The organism is Nonomuraea sp. PA05 (genome assembly GCF_008086045.1).
GTDB classification, from domain to species: Bacteria; Actinomycetota; Actinomycetes; order Streptosporangiales; family Streptosporangiaceae; genus Nonomuraea; species Nonomuraea monospora.
The window spans coordinates 80,345-99,980 of the sequence record NZ_VSEY01000044.1 but is presented as its reverse complement, the minus strand read 5'-3'; the positions used below and the strand labels follow the sequence as shown (position 1 = coordinate 99,980).

The following is a 19,636-nucleotide window of genomic DNA, read 5'->3' as shown; positions in this document are numbered from 1 at the left end:
GTCAGCCCTTGACGCTGCCCGCGAGGATGCCGTTGATGAAGTGGCGCTGCAGCAGGACGAAGATCACCAGCAGCGGCAGCATGGCGATGCTCCCGGCGGCCAGCAGCTCGCCCCACACGGTGGCGAAGTCGGCGCCGATGCGGTTGCCGGTGATGTTCTGGGCCAGCGTGGACAGCACCACCTGGAGGGTCTGGTGCTCGGTGTCGTTGACGGCCACGACCGGCCAGACGAAGTCGTTGTAGATGTTCATGGTGGTCAGCACGGCCAGCGCGGCCAGGCCCGGCCGGATGACCGGCAGCACGACCTTGTAGAAGATGCCGAACTCGCCGGCCCCGTCCACCCGCCCGGCGTCGATCAGCTCGTCCGGGATGGCGGCGATGGTCTGCCGCATCCAGAAGATGCTGAACGCGTCGATGCTGCCCGGCAGGATCAGCGCCTGGTAGGTGTTCACCCAGCCGAGCGCGCTCATCTCCAGCAGCAGCGGGATGATCAGTACCAGGGTCGGCAGCATCAGCGTCAGCAGCACGACGCCGAAGAGCACGTTCTTGAACGGGAAGTCGTACTTGGCGAAGGCGTAACCGGCCAGCGGGCAGAAGACCATCGTCATCCCGCCCTTGACCAGCAGCACCAGCGCCGTGTTCAGGAACCCGGTGCCGATCGGCACGTCGGCGAACATCGCCCGGTAGTTGTCCAGCGTCAGCTCGCCGATCGCCAGCGGGCTGGCGATGATCTCGGCCGCCGGCTTGAGCGAGGAGCTGACCGCCCACCAGATCGGGTAGAGGAACACGATCGCGAGCAGCGTCAGCAGCAGGTACTGCGCGATTCCCGGTCTGTTCTGGCTCATGACACCTCGTCTTTCGGGCGCAGCATCCGCACCGAGACCAGCGACAGGCCGAAGACCAGCAGGACCAGCAGGAACGAGTTCGCGGCGCCGGTGCCCAGGTCGGAGGCGGTGATGTGCTCGTACAGGTACAGGCCCGCGGTGGTGGTGGAGCCGTACGGGCCGCCCTCGGTGACCACGTGCGGCTCGGCGAACATCTGGAAGACCGCCAGCGTCTGGATGACCACCAGGAACGCCATGCTGCGGCGGACCAGCGGCACGGTGATCGACCAGAACTGGCGCCAGCGGGAGGCGCCGTCGAGCGAGGCGGCCTCGTACACGCCGCCGGGCACCGCCTGGAGGCCCGCGAGCAGGATGATGATCGCGAACCCGGTGGTCTTCCACAGGAACAGCAGCGCCAGCGTCGGCTTCGACCACGCCGTGGAGGTCAGCCAGGCCACGTCGGGCAGGCCCACCAGGTTGAGCAGGTAGTTGACCAGGCCGTAGTCCTGGTCGAACACCACGATCCAGACCTGCGCCATAGCCACGATCGGGGTCACGAACGGCGCGATGAACGCCACCCGGAAGAACCCGCGCAGCCTCAGCTTGGCGTTGGCCAGCAGCACCGCGCCGCCCAGCCCGGCGATGATCTGGAGCGGCACGATGAGCAGCCACATGACGGCGCTGTTGCCCAGCGAGGCCCAGAAGTCGGAGTTGGTCAGCAGGAACAGGTAGTTGTCGAAGCCGACCCAGCGGGCCTGGGAGCCGCCCCGCCAGTGCATGAAGCTGAGCTGCAGCGCATAGATGAGCGGGTAGAGCCCGAACGCGCCGAAGACGACGAAGAACGGGGCGATGAACAGGTACGGCGTGAGCCGGATGGAGCGCAGCCTCATGAGCGGTCGATCAGGTTCTTCTGGATCTTCTCGGCCGACTCGCTGATCACTTGGTCGGGGGACATCTTGCCTTCCATCAGGCGTTGCATGTTGTCGCCGAGGTAGTCGACCGACTGCGCCCACCACACCGGGATCGGCGCGGCGGCCGGGATGCTCGCGCCGGCCTCCACGGCGACCTTCCACAGGTCCTGGCCGCCGAGCGCGTCGATCGGCTTGAACAGCGGCTTGGCCGGGTCGGCGGCGGGCGTGTAGCTGGGGATGGAGGTGGACAGGCCGCCGGGGTAGACGTCGTTGGGGCCGTACACGGCGGTGTAGCCGGGCTCCTTGTAGCAGAGGAACTCGTACAGCAGCCAGGCCAGCTCCGGGTTCTTGGCCTTGGCGGGGATGATGAAGCTGCTGCCGCCCATCGCGCCGCTGCGCGCGCCGCCCGGCGTCCAGGCGGGCAGCGGCGCCGCCCGCCACTTGCCCTTGGTGTTCTTCAGCAGCTGCTGCGGCGCGAACGACCACCAGATCGCCCACGGCACGAACACCTGCTGGCCGCCGTCGAGCGCGGCGATGTCGGCCTGCTCCAGGTACGGGGCGTGGGTGACCAGGCCGTCCTTGACCGCGGTCTGGATCCAGGTGAAGATCCGCCGGTACTCCTCGGAGTCGAGCCGCAGCTTGCCCTGCGCGTCGGTGAGGCTGGTGCCCTGCTGGTTGGCCAGCATCTCCAGCCAGAGCTGGCTGAGGAACGGCGTCTTCTCCAGGTGGATGGGCTTCGTCTTGGGGTCCTTCTCCTTGATCGTCCTGGAGGCGGTGAGCAGGTCGTCGTACGTGGCCAGGCTCGCCGGGTCGATGCCCGCCCTCTCCAGGATGTCCTCGCGGTACCAGAGCAGGCCGGGGTCCAGGTCCCACGGGACGCCGTAGATCTTGCCGTCCACGGTGTTGACCGACAGCTTGTACGCCGAGGTCTGGTCCTTGTACGGCGCGATCAGGTCGGTCAGGTCGAAGAGGTGCTCGGCCTGCCCGCCGATCTTGGCGTCGTCCCAGAAGCTGCCGTCGGGCACGTCGGTGCCGCTGATCAGGGTGTTGGCCAGCTTGGCGTCGATGTCCACCGCCTGGTGGTTCACCTTGACGTTCGGGTAGGCCTCGCGGAACTTGGCGATCGCGGCGTCGAACACCTTGAACAGGTCCCCCGACCGGTTCCAGATCGTGATCTCGCCCTTGGCCGCGGACCCGGACGCGGTCGGGGCGGCCAGCTTGCTCGGCTGTGCGCCCGTGCCGCCAGGAGCCGCGCACGCGGCGGCCAGCGAGCCGGTGGCGGCGAGCGCGCCGACGCCGAGCGCTCCCTTGAGAAAGCCGCGACGGCCGATGGGGGATGTAGTCATCTTCGACTCCTAGCCGGACAGGAAAGGGCGTTGTGAGGGCTCTGCAACGATGCAGACATCATGCATAATCGTCTGCAACGATGCAAGAGCAGGTTTAGGATCTTCCCAAGAACGGCAGCCGGAGGTATAGGAGACGCATGGCCGGTACAACCCTGCGCGATGTCGCGAAACTGGCGAACGTGTCCATCCGTACGGTGTCCAACGTCGTCAACGGTTACGCGCCCGTCTCCGACGAGCTGCGGGCCCGCGTGCAGGTGGCACTCGACGAGCTCGACTACCGCCCCAACCTCATCGCCCGCAACCTCAAACAGGGGCGCACGGGGATGATCGCCTTCGTGGTGCCCGAGCTGGACGTGCCGTACTTCGCCGAGCTGGCCCGCGAGGTGATCAAGGCCGCCCGCGCCCACGGCTACGTGGTGATGATCGACCAGACCGACGGCGACGGCGATCGCGAACGCGAGCTGCTCGGCCGCGACTCACGCGCCACGATGTTCGACGGCCTGCTGCTCAGCCCGCTGTCCGTCTCCGCCGAGGAGCTGCGCGCCCGCGGCAACCGGGTCCCCATCGTGCTGCTCGGCGAGCACATCTTCAACGGCAGCTTTCCGCACGTGGCCATCGACAACGTCGCCGCCGCCCGCGACGCCACCGCGCACCTCCTGGAGCTGGGCCGCCGCCGCGTGGCCGCCATCGGCGACCAGCCGTACGCGACCGGCGAGACCGCCCAGCTCCGCACCGCCGGCTACCGGCAGGCGCACGCCCGCGCCGGGCTCCGCGTGGACGACGAGCTGATCGTGCCCACGTCGCACTTCCACCGGCGGCTGGGCGCCGAGGCCATGGAACGGCTCCTCGCCCTGCCCGAACCGCCCGACGCCGTGTTCTGCTACAACGACCTGCTCGCCCTCGGCGCCATCAGAGCGCTCACCAGGGCGGGCCGCCGCGTCCCCGACGACGTGGCCGTGGTCGGCCTCGACGACATCGAGGAGGGCCAGTACAGCACGCCCAGCCTCACCACCATCGCCCCCGACAAGGGCGAGATCGCCCGCCGGGCCGTGGACACGCTGCTGGAGACGATCCGGGGAGAGATCGGGCCGGCCCCCGAGATCGTCATACCGCACCGGCTCATCGTCAGGGAGAGCACGGCCGGCCAGCGGTAGTGCGGGCACTACCTGAGGCTCTCGCCCCAGCGCCCATGTGCTCAGGCCCGGCCGCGGCTTGGATGGCCGGTATGACGAACGAGATCCCCGGCCGCTGGGTCGAGGGCGCCGGGCTGGTGCTCGGGCCGCTGCTGCTCACCGCCGGCGTGCTGACCCGCGCCGGCGCGGACGACTTCTTCCCCGGCCAGCTCGCCGCCCACTCCGCCTCCCCCGGCCGGATGGCCTGGTCCTACGGCCTGTACGCGGCCGGGGTCGTGCTGTTGTGGCCCGCCGTCACCGCCCTGGGGCGGCGGATCGGGCGTGCCGGATGGGCGCGCTGGGGGGTCACGCTGGTCGTGCTCGGGCTGTTCGGACGGGTGTTCCACGTCGGCGTCAGCCATCTGGCGTTCCAGCTCGTGGACGTGCTGGGGCTGGAGGCGGCGCAGCGGGCGGTGGAGGGCACATACGGGGCGTTCCACGTGTTCAAGGCCACCAACGTGTGCATCATGGGCGGCTGGATCGTGCTGGCCGTCGGCGCCTACCTGTCCAGGGCGCTCGGCCTGGTGCGCAGCGTGGCACTGGGGCTGGCGGCCCTGCTGCCGCTGGGGGTGCTGAAGGGCAGCACCGATCCGGTCTCGCTGGTGGCGCTGGCGGGGCTGGTCGTCGCACTGGTGCCGCTCGGGGTCGAGGTGCTCAGGGACGGGCCCGCGCCGAAGTGGTGGGCGGTGGGGCTGACGGTCGCGTTCGTGCCTGTGGCGTTCCTCCTGGGGCTGGCGGGTTAGGCGGGCGGTGAACCGTCACGACAACCCGATCTCGTAATGCACGGTCTGAAAACGCTCAGGATCGCCGTCCCTGGCGTCGAATACCGGCTCCGCCACCGAACTCCAGAACTTCTCCGCCCCCTCCACCCGGGTGTCCGTGTGCAGGTACAGCGCTTGATAACCAGCCTCGGCGACGAACCGGCGGGCCTGCGCGACCATCTCGCGGGCCAGCCCCCGCCTGCGATGCGCCGCGTCCACGTACACCCGGAAGAGCTGCGCCGTGCTGCGGTCCGGATAAAGCCTCCCCAGCCACTCCGGATGCGGCGGGCTCTTCGGGCCGCCCGCCCGCACGGCCGTCGTCCCCACCACCTCCTCCCCGTGCAGCGCCACCACGAGCGTGTGCCGCTCCGGCCGCAGGTACGTGCCCTCCAGATCGACCACGTCCCAGTGCCACTCGGGACGGTAGCCGTACCCGAACTCCCGGTAGAACGTGTCCAGCATGACCCGCCGCGCCCCCTCCAGGTGGCGCGGCTCGGCGGGCCCGACCGTGTAGGCGTTCATGTCGTCTCCAGTTCCAGGACGCGGTCGGCGAGTCTGGCCACCACGTCCATGTCGTGGCTGATCAACAGCAGGGTGAGGCCGAGGTCGCGGCGCAGCTCGTCGAGCAGGTCGAGGATGGACGCCTGCACGAGCGCGTCCAGACCTGAGGTGATCTCGTCGCAGATGAGCACCTTCGGCTCGGCGAGCAGGGCGCGGGCGAGCGCCGCCCGCTGGAGCTCGCCGCCGGACAGCGCGGCGGGGCGGCGGGCCGCCGTGGGCTCGTCCAGGCCGACGCGCTCCAGCATCGCCCGCGCCTTCGCCGCCGCCTCCTGCGGGGTGGCGCCGCGCAGCCGGACGGCGGTGCGCGCGACCTGGGCCGACACGCCGCGGTACGGGTCGAAGGAGGCCCTGGCGTCCTGGAAGACGTACTGGACGTCGCGGGCCCTGGCGGGCAGGTGGCGGGGGAGCGGGCGGCCGTTCAGCGTCACCGTGCCTGAGGCGGGGCGGTGCAGACCGGCGACGCAGCGGGCCAGCGTGGTCTTGCCGCTGCCCGACCTGCCCAGGACGGCGACGCACTCTCCTTCCGCGGCGCTCAGGCTCACCCCTCTGAGCACGGGGGCGCGGCGGTGCCCGGCCACCAGGTCGCGCACCTCGACGAGGGGCGCGGCGCCGGGGGCCGGGGTGCGGGGGCGTGGGGGCAGGTGGGTGGCGAGGAGGCGGCGGGTGTAGTCGTGGCGGGGCGCGTCCAGGACGGTGGCGGCCGGGCCCGACTCGACGACGCGGCCCGCGTGCATCACCGCCACCCGGTCGGCCAGGGCGCGGACCATGGCCAGGTCGTGGCTGAGCAGCACCAGCGCGATGCCCTGGGCGCGCAGCGCGCGGAACTCCTCGATGACCTCGGCGCGGATCAGCCCGTCCTGGCCGGTCGTGGGCTCGTCGGCGACGATCAGGACCGGGTCGAGGAGCAGCGCCTGGGCCAGCACGACGCGCTGCTGCTGGCCGCCCGAGAGCTGGTGCGGGTAGCGGCGCAGCAGCTCGACCGGCAACCGCGCCCGCCGTGCCGCCTCCCGCACCCGCGCGTCAGAACCACGGGCGATCTCGCGCAGGACGCCGCCCACCCGCCGCACCGGGTTCAGCACGCTGGACGGGTGCTGCGGCACGTACGCCACCCCGCCCGCGGCCCGCCACACCTCACCCGTGACCCGCACCCCGTCGGCGTGCTCGCCGATCAGCGCCAGCCCCGTGGTCGTCTTGCCGCTGCCCGAGGCGCCGACCAGCGCGAGCGTCTCGCCCGCCGCCAGCTCCAGCGACACCCCGTCCACCAGCGCCCGCCCGCCGGCCTCGGCCCGCAGCCCGGAGACCTTGAGTATCACCTGCGCACCGCCGCCCGGTCGAAGGTCAGGTTGAGCCCCACCGACAGGGCCACGATGAGCAGCGCGGGCACCACGACCGCCCACGGCTGGAGGAACATGCCGGTGCGGTTGCGGTCCACCATCACCGCCCAGTCGCTGGCGTCCGGCGCGAGCCCGACGCCGAGGAAGCTGGCCGACGCCACCAGGTACAGCGCCCCCACCAGGCGCACCCCCACGTCGGCCACCAGGGTGGGCACCATCGACCGGCCCGCGTACCCGATGGCCCGCCGCCACCACGTCTCCCCTTGCAGCCGCAGCGCCTCCATCGCGGTGCCGCCGGCCGCCTGGAGCGCCGCCGCGCGGGAGATGCGGACGACCTCCGGCAGCCCGATCAGCGCCACGATCCCCACCAGCGCGGCGGGCCCGGGTGAGAGCAGCGCGGCCAGCATGACGAGCAGCAGCAGAGACGGCACCGCCAGCAGCAGGTCCAGCGGCCGCATCAGCACCTCGTCCACCCACCGCCGCCCGGCCAGCGCCGCCGCCATGCCCGCCAGCAGGCCCAGCGGCACCCCGGCCGCGTAGGCGAGCAGCGTCGCCAGCACCGCGACGACGACCACCGAACGCCCGCCGAGCAGCACCTGCTCCCACACGTCCCGCCCGACGAAGTCGGTGCCGAGCAGCCCGCCGGCGGTGAAGGACACCCCGCGCGGCTCGGGCGTCCCGGCCAGCCATGGCCCGGCCAGTGCGAGCACCAGCGGCACGGCGAGCAGCACGACCGCGAACCCACGACGTCTCCTCACCGTGCACTCCCCGGAGCCAGCCGGTACGCCCCCAGGTCGGCGGCCAGGTTCACCACCACGGTGGTGGTGGCGAACACCACGCACAACGCCTGGATCACCGGGATGTCCCTGGCGGCCACCGAATCGTTCAACAAGGTGCCGAGCCCGGGGATCACGAACACGGACTCGACCACGATCACGCCGCCGAGCAGCCAGTCCGTCGTCCTGGCGAGCTGCTGGACGCCGGGGGCCAGGGCGTTCGGCAGCGCGTGCGCCAGCCGGACCCGCCAGGGCGACAGGCCCAGCCGCCGGGCGTGGGCCACGTAGCCGGACTCCAGCGCGTTCACCATCCCGGCCCGTACCAGGCGGCTGATGGAGCAGACCGGCCTGGCCAGCAGCACCACCAGCGGCAGCACCAGCAGGGCGGGCTGCTCCAGCAGGTTCGGCGGCGCGCCGACGGCCGTCGGCGGGAACCAGCCGAGCCGCACCGCGAAGACGGCGACGAGCACCACGCCGAGCGCGAACTCGGGGATCGAGTACAGGCCGACGGTCACGGTCGTGAGCGCCCGGTCGAGCGGGCCGCCCTGCCGTACGGCCGCGACCACCCCGGCCGTGACGGCGATGGGGACGAGCAGCAGCAGCGTGAGCCCGGCCAGGGCGAGCGTGGGCGGCAGGCCGTCGGCGAGCACGTCGGCGACGGGCCGTCCGGACACCAGGGAGACGCCCAGGTCGCCGCGCGCCAGCCCGGCCAGCCAGCCCGCCCACCGCTCGACGGCCGGCCGGTCCAGCTCCAGAGCGGCGCGGAGCTGCGCGATGCGCTCCTCGTCCGGGATGTCCCCGGCCAGCACGACGGCGGCGTCACCGGGCAGCGCCTCGGTCAGCACGAAGACCAGCGAGGCCACCGCCACCACCTGCACCGCCCCGAGCAGCACCCGCCGCACCGCGTAACGAGCCAGATTCACGTGAAACCCACCCCACGGCGAACGCGGCCCGCGCCGCGCAGGTGGTGCTGGGGCGTGCTCAACCCAGCCACACCTTGTCGAAGCGGGCCCAGTCGAGCGTGTTGGCGGGCGCGTTGGCGACGCCGCGCAGCCTGGGGGAGGTGCCGAGCAGCCAGTCGGCGAACCCCCAGATGAGGAAGCCGCCCTCGGCGTGCAGGGTGCGCTGCATGTCCTGGTAGATCTCGCGCCGTTTGGCCTCGTCCGGGGTGGCCACCGCCTGGTCGTAGAGGGCGTCGAACTCGGGCCGGGCCCACTTGGTGGCGTTGGTGGTGGAGTTGGTGAGCAGGCGCTGCGAGATGTGCGTCTCGATGGGCATGGCGCCGGAGCGGTAGCAGCAGATGGTGCCCTTGTTCAGCACGTCGGCCCAGTACGTGTCCTTGTTGCCGACCTTCGCGGTGACGTCGAGCCCCGCCTGCCGGGCCTGGTCGGCGAAGACGCCGGCGGCCTCCAGGAAGCCGCTGGCCGCCGCCGACGTGTCGAGCTGGATCTTCAGCCCCTTGGCGCCGGCCTTGTCGACCAGCCACTTGGCCTGCTCCAGGTCGGGGGTGCGCTGCGGGATGCCGGCGGCGTAGTAGAGGTAGTCCTTGCCGAACAGGTCGTTGCCCACCTGCCCGGCCCCGCCGAGCACGCTGTCGATCATCTGCGACCGGTCGGCCAGCAGGAACATGGCCTGGCGGAGCTGCGGGTCGTCGAAGGGCGGCCGGTCGACCTTCATCGCGAACGCCTGCATGCCGCTGTTGCCGAGCCGCACGATCGACATCCGGCCGGCGGCCTCGTGGGTGCGGGCGGTGGCGGGGGTGAGGTCGTGGGCGTAGTCGGCCTGGCCGCCGAGCACGGCGTTGACCCGGGCGGACTCCTCGCCCGCGATCAGGTATTCGAGCTCGTCCACGTACGGGGCGCCGTCCCAGTAGGAGGGGTTGCGCTTGAGCAGCAGCGAGCGGCCGGGCTGGAACGAGCCGAACGTGAACGGCCCGGACCCGACAGGCGTGCTGAACTCGTCGGCGCCCTCGGGCACGATGTAGGCGCCGAAGGCGGCCAGCACGTTGGGGAACTCCGCGTAGGGCCGCTTCAGCCGGAACTCGACCGTGCGGTCGTCCACGGCGCGGCTGTTGGCGAGGTCGATGAGGGCGAGGTTCGCCTTGGCGCGGAAGGCGCGCTTGGCGTCGGCGATGCGGGCGTAGCTGTGCAGGACGTCGGCGGCGCGTACCGGCTTGCCGTCGTGGAAGGCGGCCTCGCGCAGCGTGATCCGCCACGTGCTGAGCTCGGCGTCGGGCTCCCAGCGGGAGGCCAGGCGGGGCACGATCGACACGTCGGTGCCGTAGTCGGCGAGTTTGTCGAACATGGCCTTGGACCGCGACGCCTCCAGGAAGAGGTTGGCCAGGTGCGGGTCCAGGCTTTCCTGCGCGCCGCCGCCGGCGAACACGGCCCGCAGCCTGCCGCCCCTGGTGGGCTGCGAGGGGGCGGCTCCGCCGGTGGGCTGGGCCGCGCAGCCGGCCAGGGCCATGGCGGCGGCTGCGGACAGGAAGGCACGACGATCTAGGCGCATGTCCGACAATGGTAACGATTTTCATTTATGACGCAATACCGTCAGTCGGTGAGGAGCTTCACAATCGCCACCAGGCCAATGCACACGATCACGCCGCGCAGGACCGGGGCGGGCAGCCTGCGGCCCAGCCGGGCGCCGAGGAAGCCGCCCGCCAGCGAGCCCGTCGCCACCAGCAGCACCGCCGCCCAGTCCACGTCGGCGACGAGCGCGTACAGAATCGCGGCGGTGCCGTTGACCAGCACGACGAGCACGTTCTTGGCCGCGTTGACGCGCTGTAGCTCCTCGTCGATGAGGATGCCCATCAAGCCGATGAGCAGGATGCCCTGCCCCGCGCCGAAGTAGCCGCCGTACGCGCCCGCCGCCAGCGCGCCCAGCCACAACCACGGGCCGCCGTGCGCGCGCTTGGGCCGGTCGGCCAGCGCGCGGCTGAGCCGGGGCTGGATCACGACCAGGGTGCAGGACATCGCGATGAGCACGACCACCACCGCCGTGAACGTGCTCTCCGGCAGGTTGAGCAGCAGCAGCCCGCCCGCCAGCGCGCCCGCCACCGACGCCGGGGCCAGCCTGAGCAGCCGGTCGCGCTGGCCCTTCAGCTCCTCACGGTAGCCCGCGACGCCGGACAGCCCGCCGGGCACCAGGCCGATGTTGTTGGAGACGTTGGCGGTGATCGGCGGCAGGCCCACCGCGAGCAGCGTGGGGAACGTGATCAGCGACCCGGACCCGACGACGGTGTTGATGGCCCCGCCCGCCACCCCGGCCGCGAGCACTGCGGCCATCTCCCAAGGTGTCATGCTGTGCGACTCTAGAGCAGGTCTTAAGTTGTAAGACGAATTGTGCCACTATGTGAGATGAAGACCACGCCGGGGCAGGGCCCGCTTGAGGATCTTGCCGGTGGGGCTCATCGGCAGCTCGTCCACGAACGACACGTGACGGGGGTACTTGTAGGCCGCCACCCGCTCCCGGACGAAGTCGCGCAATTCCTCGCACGTCACCGGCGCGCGCACGGCCACCACGGCCTCGATCTCCTCGCCGAGTTCGGGGTGCGGCACCCCGATCACGGCCGCCTGCCGCACCGCCGGGTGCTCGTAGAGCACCTCCTCCACCTCGCGCGGGTAGATGGTGTAGCCGCCGCGGATGATCACGTCGCGGCGGCGGTCCACGAGGAAGAAGTAGCCGTCGTCGTCCACCCGTCCGAGGTCGCCGGTGTGGAACCAGCCGTCGCGGATGACCTCGGCGGTGGCCACCGGGTCGTTCCAGTACCCCTTCATGACGTTGGGGCCGCGCACCACGAGCTCGCCGATCTCGCCGGCGGGCAGCTCGCGGCCGTCGTCGCCGACGACCTTCATCTCCACGCCCCTGATGGGCCAGCCGATCGAGCCCGCCCTGCGGTGCGAGCCGCCCCGGTTGGTCGCGGCGACGGGGGAGGTCTCGCTGAGCCCGTACCCCTCGACGATCTCGCAGCCGAACCTGGCCTCGTAGGCCCGCAGCACGTCCAGCGGCAGCGCCGCCCCGCCGGAGGCGCAGACCCGCAGCATCGACATGTCGGAGGCGCCGGGGTGGTCGAGCAGCGCGATGAACATGGTCGGCACGCCCTGGAAGACCGTCACCCCGTCGCGCCTGATCACCTCCAGCGTCCGTCCGGGGTCGAAGCGGCCCAGCAGGGTCAGCCGCGCGCCGGCGTGCACGGTCGCGTTGAGCGAGCAGGTCTGGCCGAAGGTGTGGTAGAGCGGCAGCGCGCCCAGCACCACGTCGTCCACGCCGAGCGCGTGCATGCGGGCCACGGTGGCGGCGTTGCCGCCCAGGTTCGCGTGGGTGAGCTCGATGCCCTTGGGCCGGCCGGTGGTGCCGGAGGTGTAGTGGATGACCGCGGTGTCGTCGGCCTCCATGTCGGCGATCTCGCGTTCGGCCGCCACGCCCCGCAGCAGCCGCCTGAACTCGCCGGGCACCACGAAGAAGCAGTCGGTGCCGGCCGAGCCCGCCTCCGCCGTCTCGGCGAACGCGTGCCAGGCGATCAGCAGCCTGGCTCCGCAGTCGCCCAGGTACGCGGCGATCTCCCGCCGCTTCAGCAGCGGGTCGAGCGGCACCACCACGGCCCCGGTCCGCAGCACCCCGTAGTAGACGACGCCGAACTCCGGCACGTTCGGCAACATGATCGCGACCCGGTCGCCGGGGCCGATCCCGCGGCACCGCAGCAGGCCCGCCAGACGGGCGCTCAGCTCGTCGAGGGTGCCGTAGGTGAGCTGCGCCTCGTCCAGCGTGAGAACCGCCCTGCCGCCGAGCCGGGCAGCGGCGGTGTGGAGCCGGTCAGCGAGGTTCATGGAAAGACCGTACGTCCGATCTCCCACGCCCCTCATTGGTCGCGGCAGCCAGTCTTTCCCGCCCGGCATTGGTGGGGAGCGCATCGTGCAACGCGATGGCGACGAGCAGCTCCACGAGATCGTTGATGGAGCGCAGACTGCGCCCGGTGCGCTCCTGGATCCTGCGCATCCGGTACTGCGCGGTGTTCGGGTGGATCTGGAGGCGTTCGGCGGCCGTGCGCAGGTTGAGGTCCGCGGCGGCGAACGCCCTGATCGTGGCCGTCAGCACGCCGCCGCGCGCCCGGTCCTCGGACAGCAGGGACGTGATGCGCGGGTCCACCAGGTTGCGGGCGGTCTCGTCGGCCTTGAGCGCCAGGTACTGGAAGGGCGTGATCCTGGGCAGCGCCGCCACGCCGCCCTCCTCGGGCACGAAGTCCAGCACGGCCCTGGCCTCCTGGTAGGCCTGCGGGATCTGCGCGGCGCCCGTCGCGACGGTGCTGACGCCCATGGCCAGCCTGACGCCCTCGACGGCCAGGCTCTCCACCACGCCCTGCAGCCGGTCGCACAGCTCCTCGGGGCCTGCGCCAGGGCCGAGCACGGGGATGGCGACGATCTCCGAGCGGCGCACGACGGACAGGGTGCGGGTGCCGTTCCCGGCGACCCTGGCGATGGCGGCGCACGCGGAGTGCAGCGCGTCCTCGGGGTGGGCGGACGGCCCGGCGAGCACCGCCGTCACGACGAGCAGCGGCGTGCGCGCGTCCTGGCCGAGGCTGTGCGCCTGCGCCGCGGCCACCTCCCTGCCGCGCGTCGGCGCGCACCCGGCCAGCAGCGTCTCCAGCAGGTCGCGGGTCTCGCGCACCGCCTCCGCCGCCGCGTACTGCTGGAACTCCATGTACGCGTTGGCGGCGTGCGTGCTGGCGAAGTCGCAGTACCGCATGAGCGGGGTGGCCAGCGACAGGGCGGCCTCGCGCCCGGCGTAGCCGTGCCCGGCCCGCTCGACCACGGCGTCCCAGAACACCTGCTGCCCGACGCGGAAGGCGTTGATGTAGTCGGCCAGCGCCACCCCCGCCCTGGCGCGGCGCATGGCGGCGCGCCGGGTGAAGGAGATGTCCTCGAACGTCACCGTGCGGTCCTCCAGGAGCACGCCCAGCTTGGCCCGGTAGTGCTTGACCACCTGGTCGCGCACGTCGGCGTGGAAGTCGGGGCCCAGGGCGTCGTAGGCGGGGATCTCCTCCCGCATCGTCGCGACCGCGACGTCTGCCAGCTCCCGCAGGTCGCCGAGCAACCCGGACAGGATGCGTGTGCGTTCCGCGCGTACGGCGGATTCCACGGTGCTCGAACCAGTGGACATGCCGGGATGATCCATGGCCATCGCCGCACGGTCAACGGGTTGTAACCGGGATGAGACCCAGCCTGTGCTCAGAGGACAACTCGCCAGAAACATCTTGGGTCACCGTGCCCAATGCGGCCCTTGACGAGCGGATCCTACGCTGAGGCCAACTTCAGAACATTGTTCTCCAGGAGGCCGGATGCTGGAGGTACACGATCTTACCGTTCGCTTCGGCGGCATCACCGCGCTGGACGGCGTGGGTTTCGGGGTGGCGGGCGGCGAGATGGTGGGGCTCATCGGGCCGAACGGCGCCGGCAAGACCACCCTGTTCAACTGCCTGACCCGGCGCTACACACCGCAGTCCGGGACGATCACGTACGAGGGCAGGGACCTGCTCGGCGTGGCGCCGCACGCCATCGTCGGGCTAGGGATCGCCAGGACCTTCCAGAACCTGGGCCTGTTCCCCCGCCTGTCCGTACGCGACAACGTGCTGGTCGGCGCGCACCACAGGGGCCGCGCCGGCTTCTTCTCCGCCGGCCTGCGGCTGCCGGGCGTCGTCCGCGAGGAGCGCGCGCTGCGCGCCGACGCCGACGACGTGCTCGAACGGCTCGGGCTGACCCAGGTGGCCGAGCACCCCGCGACGGGGCTGCCGTTCGGCACGCTGAAGCGGGTCGAGCTGGCCCGGGCGCTCGTCGCCCGCCCGCGCATGCTGCTCCTCGACGAGCCGGTGAACGGGCTGAACGCGGCCGAGGTGGAGGAGTTCGCGGGCACGCTGGAGTCGATCCGCGCCGAGTTCGGGCTGACGGTCATCGTGGTCGAGCACCACATGGGGTTCGTCATGGGCATCTGCGAGCGCATCGTCTGCCTCGACTTCGGCCGCAAGATCGCCGAAGGCCCGCCCGAGGAGGTCCAGCGCGACCCCGCCGTGATCGAGGCCTACCTGGGGACGGCGGCATGAGCGCGGACCTGGTGGTGGAAGACCTGGTCGCCGGCTACGGCGACGCGCAGGTGCTGCACGGCGTGCGCTTCACCGTGAAGGAGGGCGAGGTCTGCGCGATCCTCGGCCCCAACGGCGCGGGCAAGACCACGCTGCTGCGCGCCCTGTCCGGCATGGTCAGGACCCGCGGCACGATCACGCTCGGCGGCGTCGCGCTGACCGGCCGCTCGCCCGACGCCGTCGCCCGGCTCGGCGTCGCCCACGTGCCCGAGGGACGCGGCACGTTCATGCCGCTGACCGTCGAGGAGAACCTCCGGCTCGGCGCGTACGTGCGGCGCGGCCCGTCCGTCGAGGAGGACCTCGAACGCGTCCACCAGTACTTCCCTGTGCTGAAGAAGCGGCTCAAGCAGGCCGCCGGCAGCCTCAGCGGCGGCGAGCAGCAGATGCTCGCCCTCGGCAGGGCCCTCATGCTGCGGCCCCGCCTGCTGCTGCTCGACGAGCCGTCGCTGGGCCTGGCCCCGCTCGTCACGCGGGAGCTGTTCCGCATCGTCCAGACCATCAACGAAGAGGAGCGGACCACCGTGGTCGTCGTCGAGCAGAACGCCCATCTCGCCCTGGGCGTCGCCCAGCAGGCGCACGTCCTGGAGACCGGGCGGATCGTGCTGTCGGGCACGGCCGAGGAGATCCGGGCCGACGAGCAGGTCGCGCAGTCCTACCTCGGGTACCGGGTGTAACGCGATGGCCGGATTCCTGCAGCAGGTCGTCGAGGGGCTCGGCGCGGGCGCCATCTACGCCAGCCTGGCGCTGGCTTTGGTGCTGATCTACCAGTTCACCGGGATCGTCAACTTCGCCCAGGGCGAGCTGGCCATGTTCTCCACCTACATCGCCTGGCAGTGCGTGGCCTCCGGCATGCCGTTCTGGCTGGCGCTGGTGGTGACGCTGGTCGTGTCGTTCGCGGGCGGGATGCTCATCGAACGGGTCATCATCCGGCCCGTCGAGGGCGCGCCCGAGCTGACCATCGTGATCGTCACCGTCGGGCTGTTCATCTTCGTCAACGCCGCCGCCGGCTGGATCTGGACGTTCCTCATCAAGGACTTCCCGAACCCGTTCCCCGGCGGCGCGCTGGAGGCGGCCGGGATCAGCGTCGGCTTCTCCACGCTCGGCGTGCTGGGCGTGGTGGCGCTGGTCATGGGGCTGCTGTACGTGCTCTTCCAGTACACCAGGATCGGCCTGGGCATGCGGGCGGTGGCCACCAACCCCGCCTCCGCCAGGCTTGTCGGCATCCGCGTCGGCCGCACGCTCGCGCTCGGCTGGGGGCTGGCCGCCACCGTGGGCGCCGTGTCAGGGGTGCTCGTGGCGCCGCTGCTGTTCCTGGAGCCGAACATGATGGGCGGCGTCCTCATCTACGCCTTCGCCGCCGCCACGCTCGGCGGCTTCGACAGCCCGGCAGGGGCCGTCGTCGGCGGGCTGATCGTGGGCGTCGCCGAGACGCTCGCCGGCGCCTACGTCGGCTTCATCGGGTCCGACCTCAAGGTGGGGGTGCCGCTGGTGATCATCCTCGGTGTGCTGCTGGTACGGCCCCAGGGGCTCTTCGGACGGGCGGCGGTGGAACGCGCATGAGCCTGGACAGCAAGGTCGAGGTGAAGCCGGCGCCCGTGAAGCGGCGCAGGAGGTTCGACCGGCGCTGGGCGGGGCTCGCCCTGCTGCTCGCCGCCGCCGTCTACGCGCCCTTCCAGCTCGTCCCCTTCCACGTCTTCCAGCTCACGATGGTGCTGGTGTACGCGGTGGCGCTGCTCGGGCTCAGCCTCCTCGTCGGGCACGCGGGCCAGATCTCCCTCGGCCACGGCGCCTTCTTCGCCGTCGGCGCGTACACGGCCGCCATCCTCATGGACCGGTGGGCGCTGCCGTACCCGCTGACCCTGCCCGTCGCGGCGGCGGTGGCGCTCCTGCTCGGCCTCGCGCTGGGCGTGCCCGCCATGCGGCTGCGCGGCCTGTACCTGGCGCTCGTCACGCTGGCCATCGCGATCTTCCTGGGGCCGCTGCTGAAGCGGTTCGAGGGGCTGACGGGCGGCTCCATGGGCCTGACTCTGCCCAAGCCGGCGCCGCCCGCGTGGAGCGGCCTGGCCGAGGACCAGTGGCTGTACTTCCTCACGCTGGCCGTCGCCGTCGCCTCGTTCCTGCTGGTCGCCGCGCTGCTGCGGTCCCGGGTGGGCCGTGCCCTGCACGCCGTCAGGGACAACGAGACGGCGGCCGAGGTCATGGGGGTGCGGCTGTCGTTCTACAAGACGCTCGCGTTCGCCTGGAGCGCCATGCTCGCCGGGGCGGCCGGCTGTGTCTACACGTGGGTGATCGGGTTCGTCTCTCCTGACTCGTTCACCGTCAACCTGTCGATCACCCTGCTGGCCGGCCTGGTCGTCGGCGGGCTCGGCTCGCTGGCAGGACCCGTGCTCGGCGCGCTGTTCGTGCAGTTCGTGCCGGGCATCGCGCAGGACGTCAACGACGCGGCGCCCGGCGTCATCTTCGGCCTGCTGATCATCGCGGTGATGTACGTGGCCCCGACGGGGCTGGCCGGTCTGGCCGGGCGCTTGATCAAGAAGATTCCCCGGAAGGAGTAAGAGGGATGCGAGTTTCTGCGATCGGCTGCGCGGCGCTGCTCCTGCTCGCCACCGCCGCCTGCGGGGGGCGCGAGGCGGCGACAGGTGGAGCCACGGGAGGCACCGCGGCGGCCGGCGGCCAGTGCGCGGGGCAACAGACCACCGGCATCACCGACAAGACCATCAAGCTGGGCGGCATCTACCCGCTGTCCGGCCCCGCCTCCGCCTACGGGGACATCCCCAAGGGCATCAAGGCCTACTTCGACTACGTCAACGCCGAGAAGGGCGGCATCGGCGGGCGCAAGGTGGAGTTCGTCGTCCGCGACGACGGCTACTCGCCGCCCAAGGCCGTCGAGGAGGCCCGCAGGCTCGTCGAGCAGGAGCAGGTCTTCGCCCTGTTCCAGACGCTCGGCACCCCCTCCACCGCCGCGACCTGGGACTACACCAACCAGCGCAAGGTCCCGCAGGTGTTCGTCGCCACCGGCGCGTCCATCTGGGGCACCGACACCGCCCACCCGTGGACGATCGGCTGGCAGCCCAACTACATCTCCGAGGCGCGCGTCTACGCGGCCTACCTGAAGAAGGAGAAGCCCGACGCCAAGGTCGCCGTCCTCTACCAGAACGACGACTTCGGCAAGGACCTGTTCGGCGGGTTCAAGCGGGCGCTCGAAGGCGCGAAGGTGCAGGTCGTGGCCGAGCAGAGCTACGAGGTCACCGACCCGAGCATCGACCCGCAGATGCGCAACCTCGCCGAGTCCAAGGCCGACGTCTTCCTCAACATCACAACCCCGAAGTTCGGCTCGCAGGCGCTGGCCGCCGACGCCAAGAACACCAAGTGGAACCCGCTGCACATCGTCAACAATGTCGCCGCCTCCATCACGGTGCTCAAGCCCGTCGGGTTCGAGAACGTGCAGGGCGTCGTGTCGGCCACGTACTACAAGGACCCGAACGACCCGACGTGGGCGAACGACGCCGAGATGCAGCTCTACAAGCAGAAGATGCAGCAGTACGCGCCAGGCGCCGACGCCAACGTGCCCTACCACACCTTCGGCTGGGCGGCGGCGAGCAGCTTCCACAAGGCCATGGAGGCGGCGGCCTGCCCGACCCGCGAGGGGCTGCGCGACTCCGTCCGCAACCTCAAGGGGGTCAAGGTGGACATGCTGCTGCCCGGGGTGACGCTGGACACCGCGCAGGGAGACGGCTTCCCCATCGAGTCGATGCAGCTCATGACGTTCAAGGGGCAGCGGTGGGAGCTGTTCGGGGACGTCATCGACACCCGCAAGGAGTTCGGCCCGCTGGGCGGCTGACGTGAGGGCGGCGGGGGCCCGAGCCTACGGTTTGATGGTCCCCGCCCGCACCAGCCAGTCGACCGCCTCCGCGACGGCCTCCAGCGAGGTGTGGCGGGGGCGGTGCCCGAGCAGCCGCTCCGCCTTCTCCATGCTGCAGTGCGGGCTGTGCAGGATGTGGTCGTAGGTGAGGTCGGCGTCGGACTCCGAGACCGTGCCCCGCCACTCCTCCCACGGCAGGAACGCCAGCCGCGCCTCCCGCCCGAACCAGCCCGCCACCGCCTCCGCGAACCCGCGCAGCGTCAGGGCGGTGACGGCCACGGAGTGGAAGCTCTCCCCGACGGCCGCCGAAGGGCTGGCCAGGGCGTCCATGAACAGCCGCGCGACGTCGTCGGCGTGCACGTGCTGCACGGTCTCCATGCCGAGGTTGGGCAGCGTGACCTCGCTGCCCTCGGCGAGCTGCTGGAACACCTCCGGGTTGACGTTCCCCGCCGGATTCACCGGCACCCAGCCAGGGCCGGTGATGTGCCCGGGATGGATGATCGTGACGGGGAAGCCCTCGCGGTGGGCGCGATCGAGCAGATGCGCCTCGATGGCGGCCTTCTGGACGCCGTACTCGCCGAACGGCGTGCGTCTGGCGGCCTCCGTCGTCGGCACCTGCGCGCTCGGGCCGTGCACCCAGATCGTGCCGCAGTGCAGGAAGTGCCGCACCCGCCCGGCGAGCGCGTCGGCGAGCGCCCGGGCGCTGTCCTCCTTGAAGCAGATGAGGTCGATGACCACGTCGCCGCCCAGCTCGGCGATCCGCCGCCCGAACGTGCCGTCCGCCTCCTCGGCCTTGCGGTCGGCGGTGACCGTGGTGACCCGCTGCCAGGCCCCGTGGGGTGTGTACGGCTCCCGCTTGCCCCTGCTCACGTTCACGACCTCGTGCCCGGCGCCGATGAGGCGCGGGATGAGGTAAGTGCCGATGTGCCCGCTGCCGCCAATCACCACAATCCGCATG

Annotated in this window: 19 protein-coding genes; 7 read left to right on the top strand and 12 right to left on the bottom strand. The window is 71.5% G+C overall.

All coding sequences use genetic code 11. The annotated features are described in order from the left end of the window. Position 1 precedes the first annotated feature (1 nt). The 3 genes from FXF51_RS48070 to FXF51_RS48060 are packed head-to-tail and all read right to left on the bottom strand — an operon-like array spanning position 2 to position 3,080. A complete protein-coding gene (locus tag FXF51_RS48070; RefSeq protein ID WP_148441523.1) occupies positions 2-844 on the bottom strand; it encodes a carbohydrate ABC transporter permease in 843 nt (280 codons plus the stop codon). After that, positions 841-1,713: a carbohydrate ABC transporter permease gene (locus FXF51_RS48065; protein WP_187414979.1), complete on the bottom strand. Its 873-nt coding sequence runs from the start codon at positions 1,711-1,713 to the stop codon at positions 841-843. The genes FXF51_RS48070 and FXF51_RS48065 overlap by 4 nt, the downstream gene beginning before the upstream one ends. After that, complete coding sequence (locus FXF51_RS48060; protein WP_148441521.1) at positions 1,710-3,080, bottom strand: ABC transporter substrate-binding protein; 1,371 nt, start codon at positions 3,078-3,080, stop codon at positions 1,710-1,712. The genes FXF51_RS48065 and FXF51_RS48060 overlap by 4 nt, the downstream gene beginning before the upstream one ends. A gap of 137 nt (positions 3,081-3,217) precedes the next feature. Between FXF51_RS48060 and FXF51_RS48055 the strand changes: the two genes are divergently transcribed. Together FXF51_RS48055 and FXF51_RS48050 are read left to right on the top strand one after the other, a co-directional pair. Beyond that, positions 3,218-4,234, top strand: coding sequence for a LacI family DNA-binding transcriptional regulator (locus tag FXF51_RS48055; protein WP_148441520.1), 1,017 nt, complete (start codon positions 3,218-3,220; stop codon positions 4,232-4,234). 71 nt (positions 4,235-4,305) lie between these two features. Further along, positions 4,306-4,995: a hypothetical protein gene (locus FXF51_RS48050; RefSeq protein WP_262380332.1), complete on the top strand. Its 690-nt coding sequence runs from the start codon at positions 4,306-4,308 to the stop codon at positions 4,993-4,995. Positions 4,996-5,010: 15 nt separating this feature from the next. On the opposite strand, the gene FXF51_RS48045 is transcribed toward FXF51_RS48050, so the two are convergent. Genes FXF51_RS48045 through FXF51_RS48010 form a run of 8 tightly spaced genes read right to left on the bottom strand, consistent with a single transcriptional unit; the run spans position 5,011 to position 13,840 of the window. Then, complete coding sequence (locus FXF51_RS48045) at positions 5,011-5,535, bottom strand: GNAT family N-acetyltransferase (RefSeq protein WP_148441518.1); 525 nt, start codon at positions 5,533-5,535, stop codon at positions 5,011-5,013. After that, on the bottom strand, positions 5,532-6,887 hold the full coding sequence (locus tag FXF51_RS48040) for an ABC transporter ATP-binding protein (protein ID WP_148441517.1): 1,356 nt from the start codon (positions 6,885-6,887) through the stop codon (positions 5,532-5,534). The genes FXF51_RS48045 and FXF51_RS48040 overlap by 4 nt, the downstream gene beginning before the upstream one ends. Beyond that, positions 6,884-7,666: an ABC transporter permease subunit gene (locus tag FXF51_RS48035; RefSeq protein WP_148441516.1), complete on the bottom strand. Its 783-nt coding sequence runs from the start codon at positions 7,664-7,666 to the stop codon at positions 6,884-6,886. The genes FXF51_RS48040 and FXF51_RS48035 overlap by 4 nt, the downstream gene beginning before the upstream one ends. After that, positions 7,663-8,607, bottom strand: coding sequence for an ABC transporter permease (locus FXF51_RS48030; protein ID WP_148441515.1), 945 nt, complete (start codon positions 8,605-8,607; stop codon positions 7,663-7,665). The genes FXF51_RS48035 and FXF51_RS48030 overlap by 4 nt, the downstream gene beginning before the upstream one ends. A 58-nt stretch (positions 8,608-8,665) precedes the next feature. Next, positions 8,666-10,192 carry an ABC transporter substrate-binding protein gene (locus FXF51_RS48025; RefSeq protein ID WP_148441514.1) on the bottom strand — a complete coding sequence of 509 codons (1,527 nt, stop codon included), beginning with the start codon at positions 10,190-10,192 and terminating at the stop codon, positions 8,666-8,668. A 41-nt stretch (positions 10,193-10,233) separates the two neighbouring features. Continuing rightward, complete coding sequence (locus FXF51_RS48020) at positions 10,234-10,983, bottom strand: sulfite exporter TauE/SafE family protein (protein ID WP_148441513.1); 750 nt, start codon at positions 10,981-10,983, stop codon at positions 10,234-10,236. A 48-nt stretch (positions 10,984-11,031) separates the two neighbouring features. Beyond that, complete coding sequence (locus tag FXF51_RS48015; RefSeq protein WP_148441512.1) at positions 11,032-12,510, bottom strand: long-chain-fatty-acid--CoA ligase; 1,479 nt, start codon at positions 12,508-12,510, stop codon at positions 11,032-11,034. Then, on the bottom strand, positions 12,497-13,840 hold the full coding sequence (locus FXF51_RS48010; protein ID WP_148441511.1) for a PucR family transcriptional regulator: 1,344 nt from the start codon (positions 13,838-13,840) through the stop codon (positions 12,497-12,499). The genes FXF51_RS48015 and FXF51_RS48010 overlap by 14 nt, the downstream gene beginning before the upstream one ends. Positions 13,841-14,018: 178 nt before the next feature. Between FXF51_RS48010 and FXF51_RS48005 the strand changes: the two genes are divergently transcribed. The 5 genes from FXF51_RS48005 to FXF51_RS47985 are packed head-to-tail and all read left to right on the top strand — an operon-like array spanning position 14,019 to position 18,657. Beyond that, positions 14,019-14,777, top strand: coding sequence for an ABC transporter ATP-binding protein (locus FXF51_RS48005; protein WP_148441510.1), 759 nt, complete (start codon positions 14,019-14,021; stop codon positions 14,775-14,777). After that, entirely contained in the window at positions 14,774-15,490 is a 717-nt protein-coding gene (locus FXF51_RS48000; protein ID WP_148441509.1) for an ABC transporter ATP-binding protein, read from the top strand. The genes FXF51_RS48005 and FXF51_RS48000 overlap by 4 nt, the downstream gene beginning before the upstream one ends. A gap of 4 nt (positions 15,491-15,494) precedes the next feature. Next, on the top strand, positions 15,495-16,376 hold the full coding sequence (locus FXF51_RS47995; RefSeq protein ID WP_148441508.1) for a branched-chain amino acid ABC transporter permease: 882 nt from the start codon (positions 15,495-15,497) through the stop codon (positions 16,374-16,376). Then, a complete protein-coding gene (locus tag FXF51_RS47990; RefSeq protein WP_148441507.1) occupies positions 16,373-17,371 on the top strand; it encodes a branched-chain amino acid ABC transporter permease in 999 nt (332 codons plus the stop codon). Before FXF51_RS47995 ends, FXF51_RS47990 begins: the two co-directional genes overlap by 4 nt. 5 nt (positions 17,372-17,376) lie before the next feature. Continuing rightward, the gene (locus FXF51_RS47985) at positions 17,377-18,657 is read left to right on the top strand and encodes an ABC transporter substrate-binding protein (RefSeq protein ID WP_148441506.1); all 1,281 of its coding nucleotides are present in this window, start codon (positions 17,377-17,379) and stop codon (positions 18,655-18,657) included. Between the two features lie 24 nt (positions 18,658-18,681). Here the strand turns inward: FXF51_RS47985 and FXF51_RS47980 are convergent, their stop codons facing one another. Then, entirely contained in the window at positions 18,682-19,635 is a 954-nt protein-coding gene (locus FXF51_RS47980; protein ID WP_148441505.1) for an NAD-dependent epimerase/dehydratase family protein, read from the bottom strand. Between the last annotated feature and the right edge of the window lies 1 nt (position 19,636).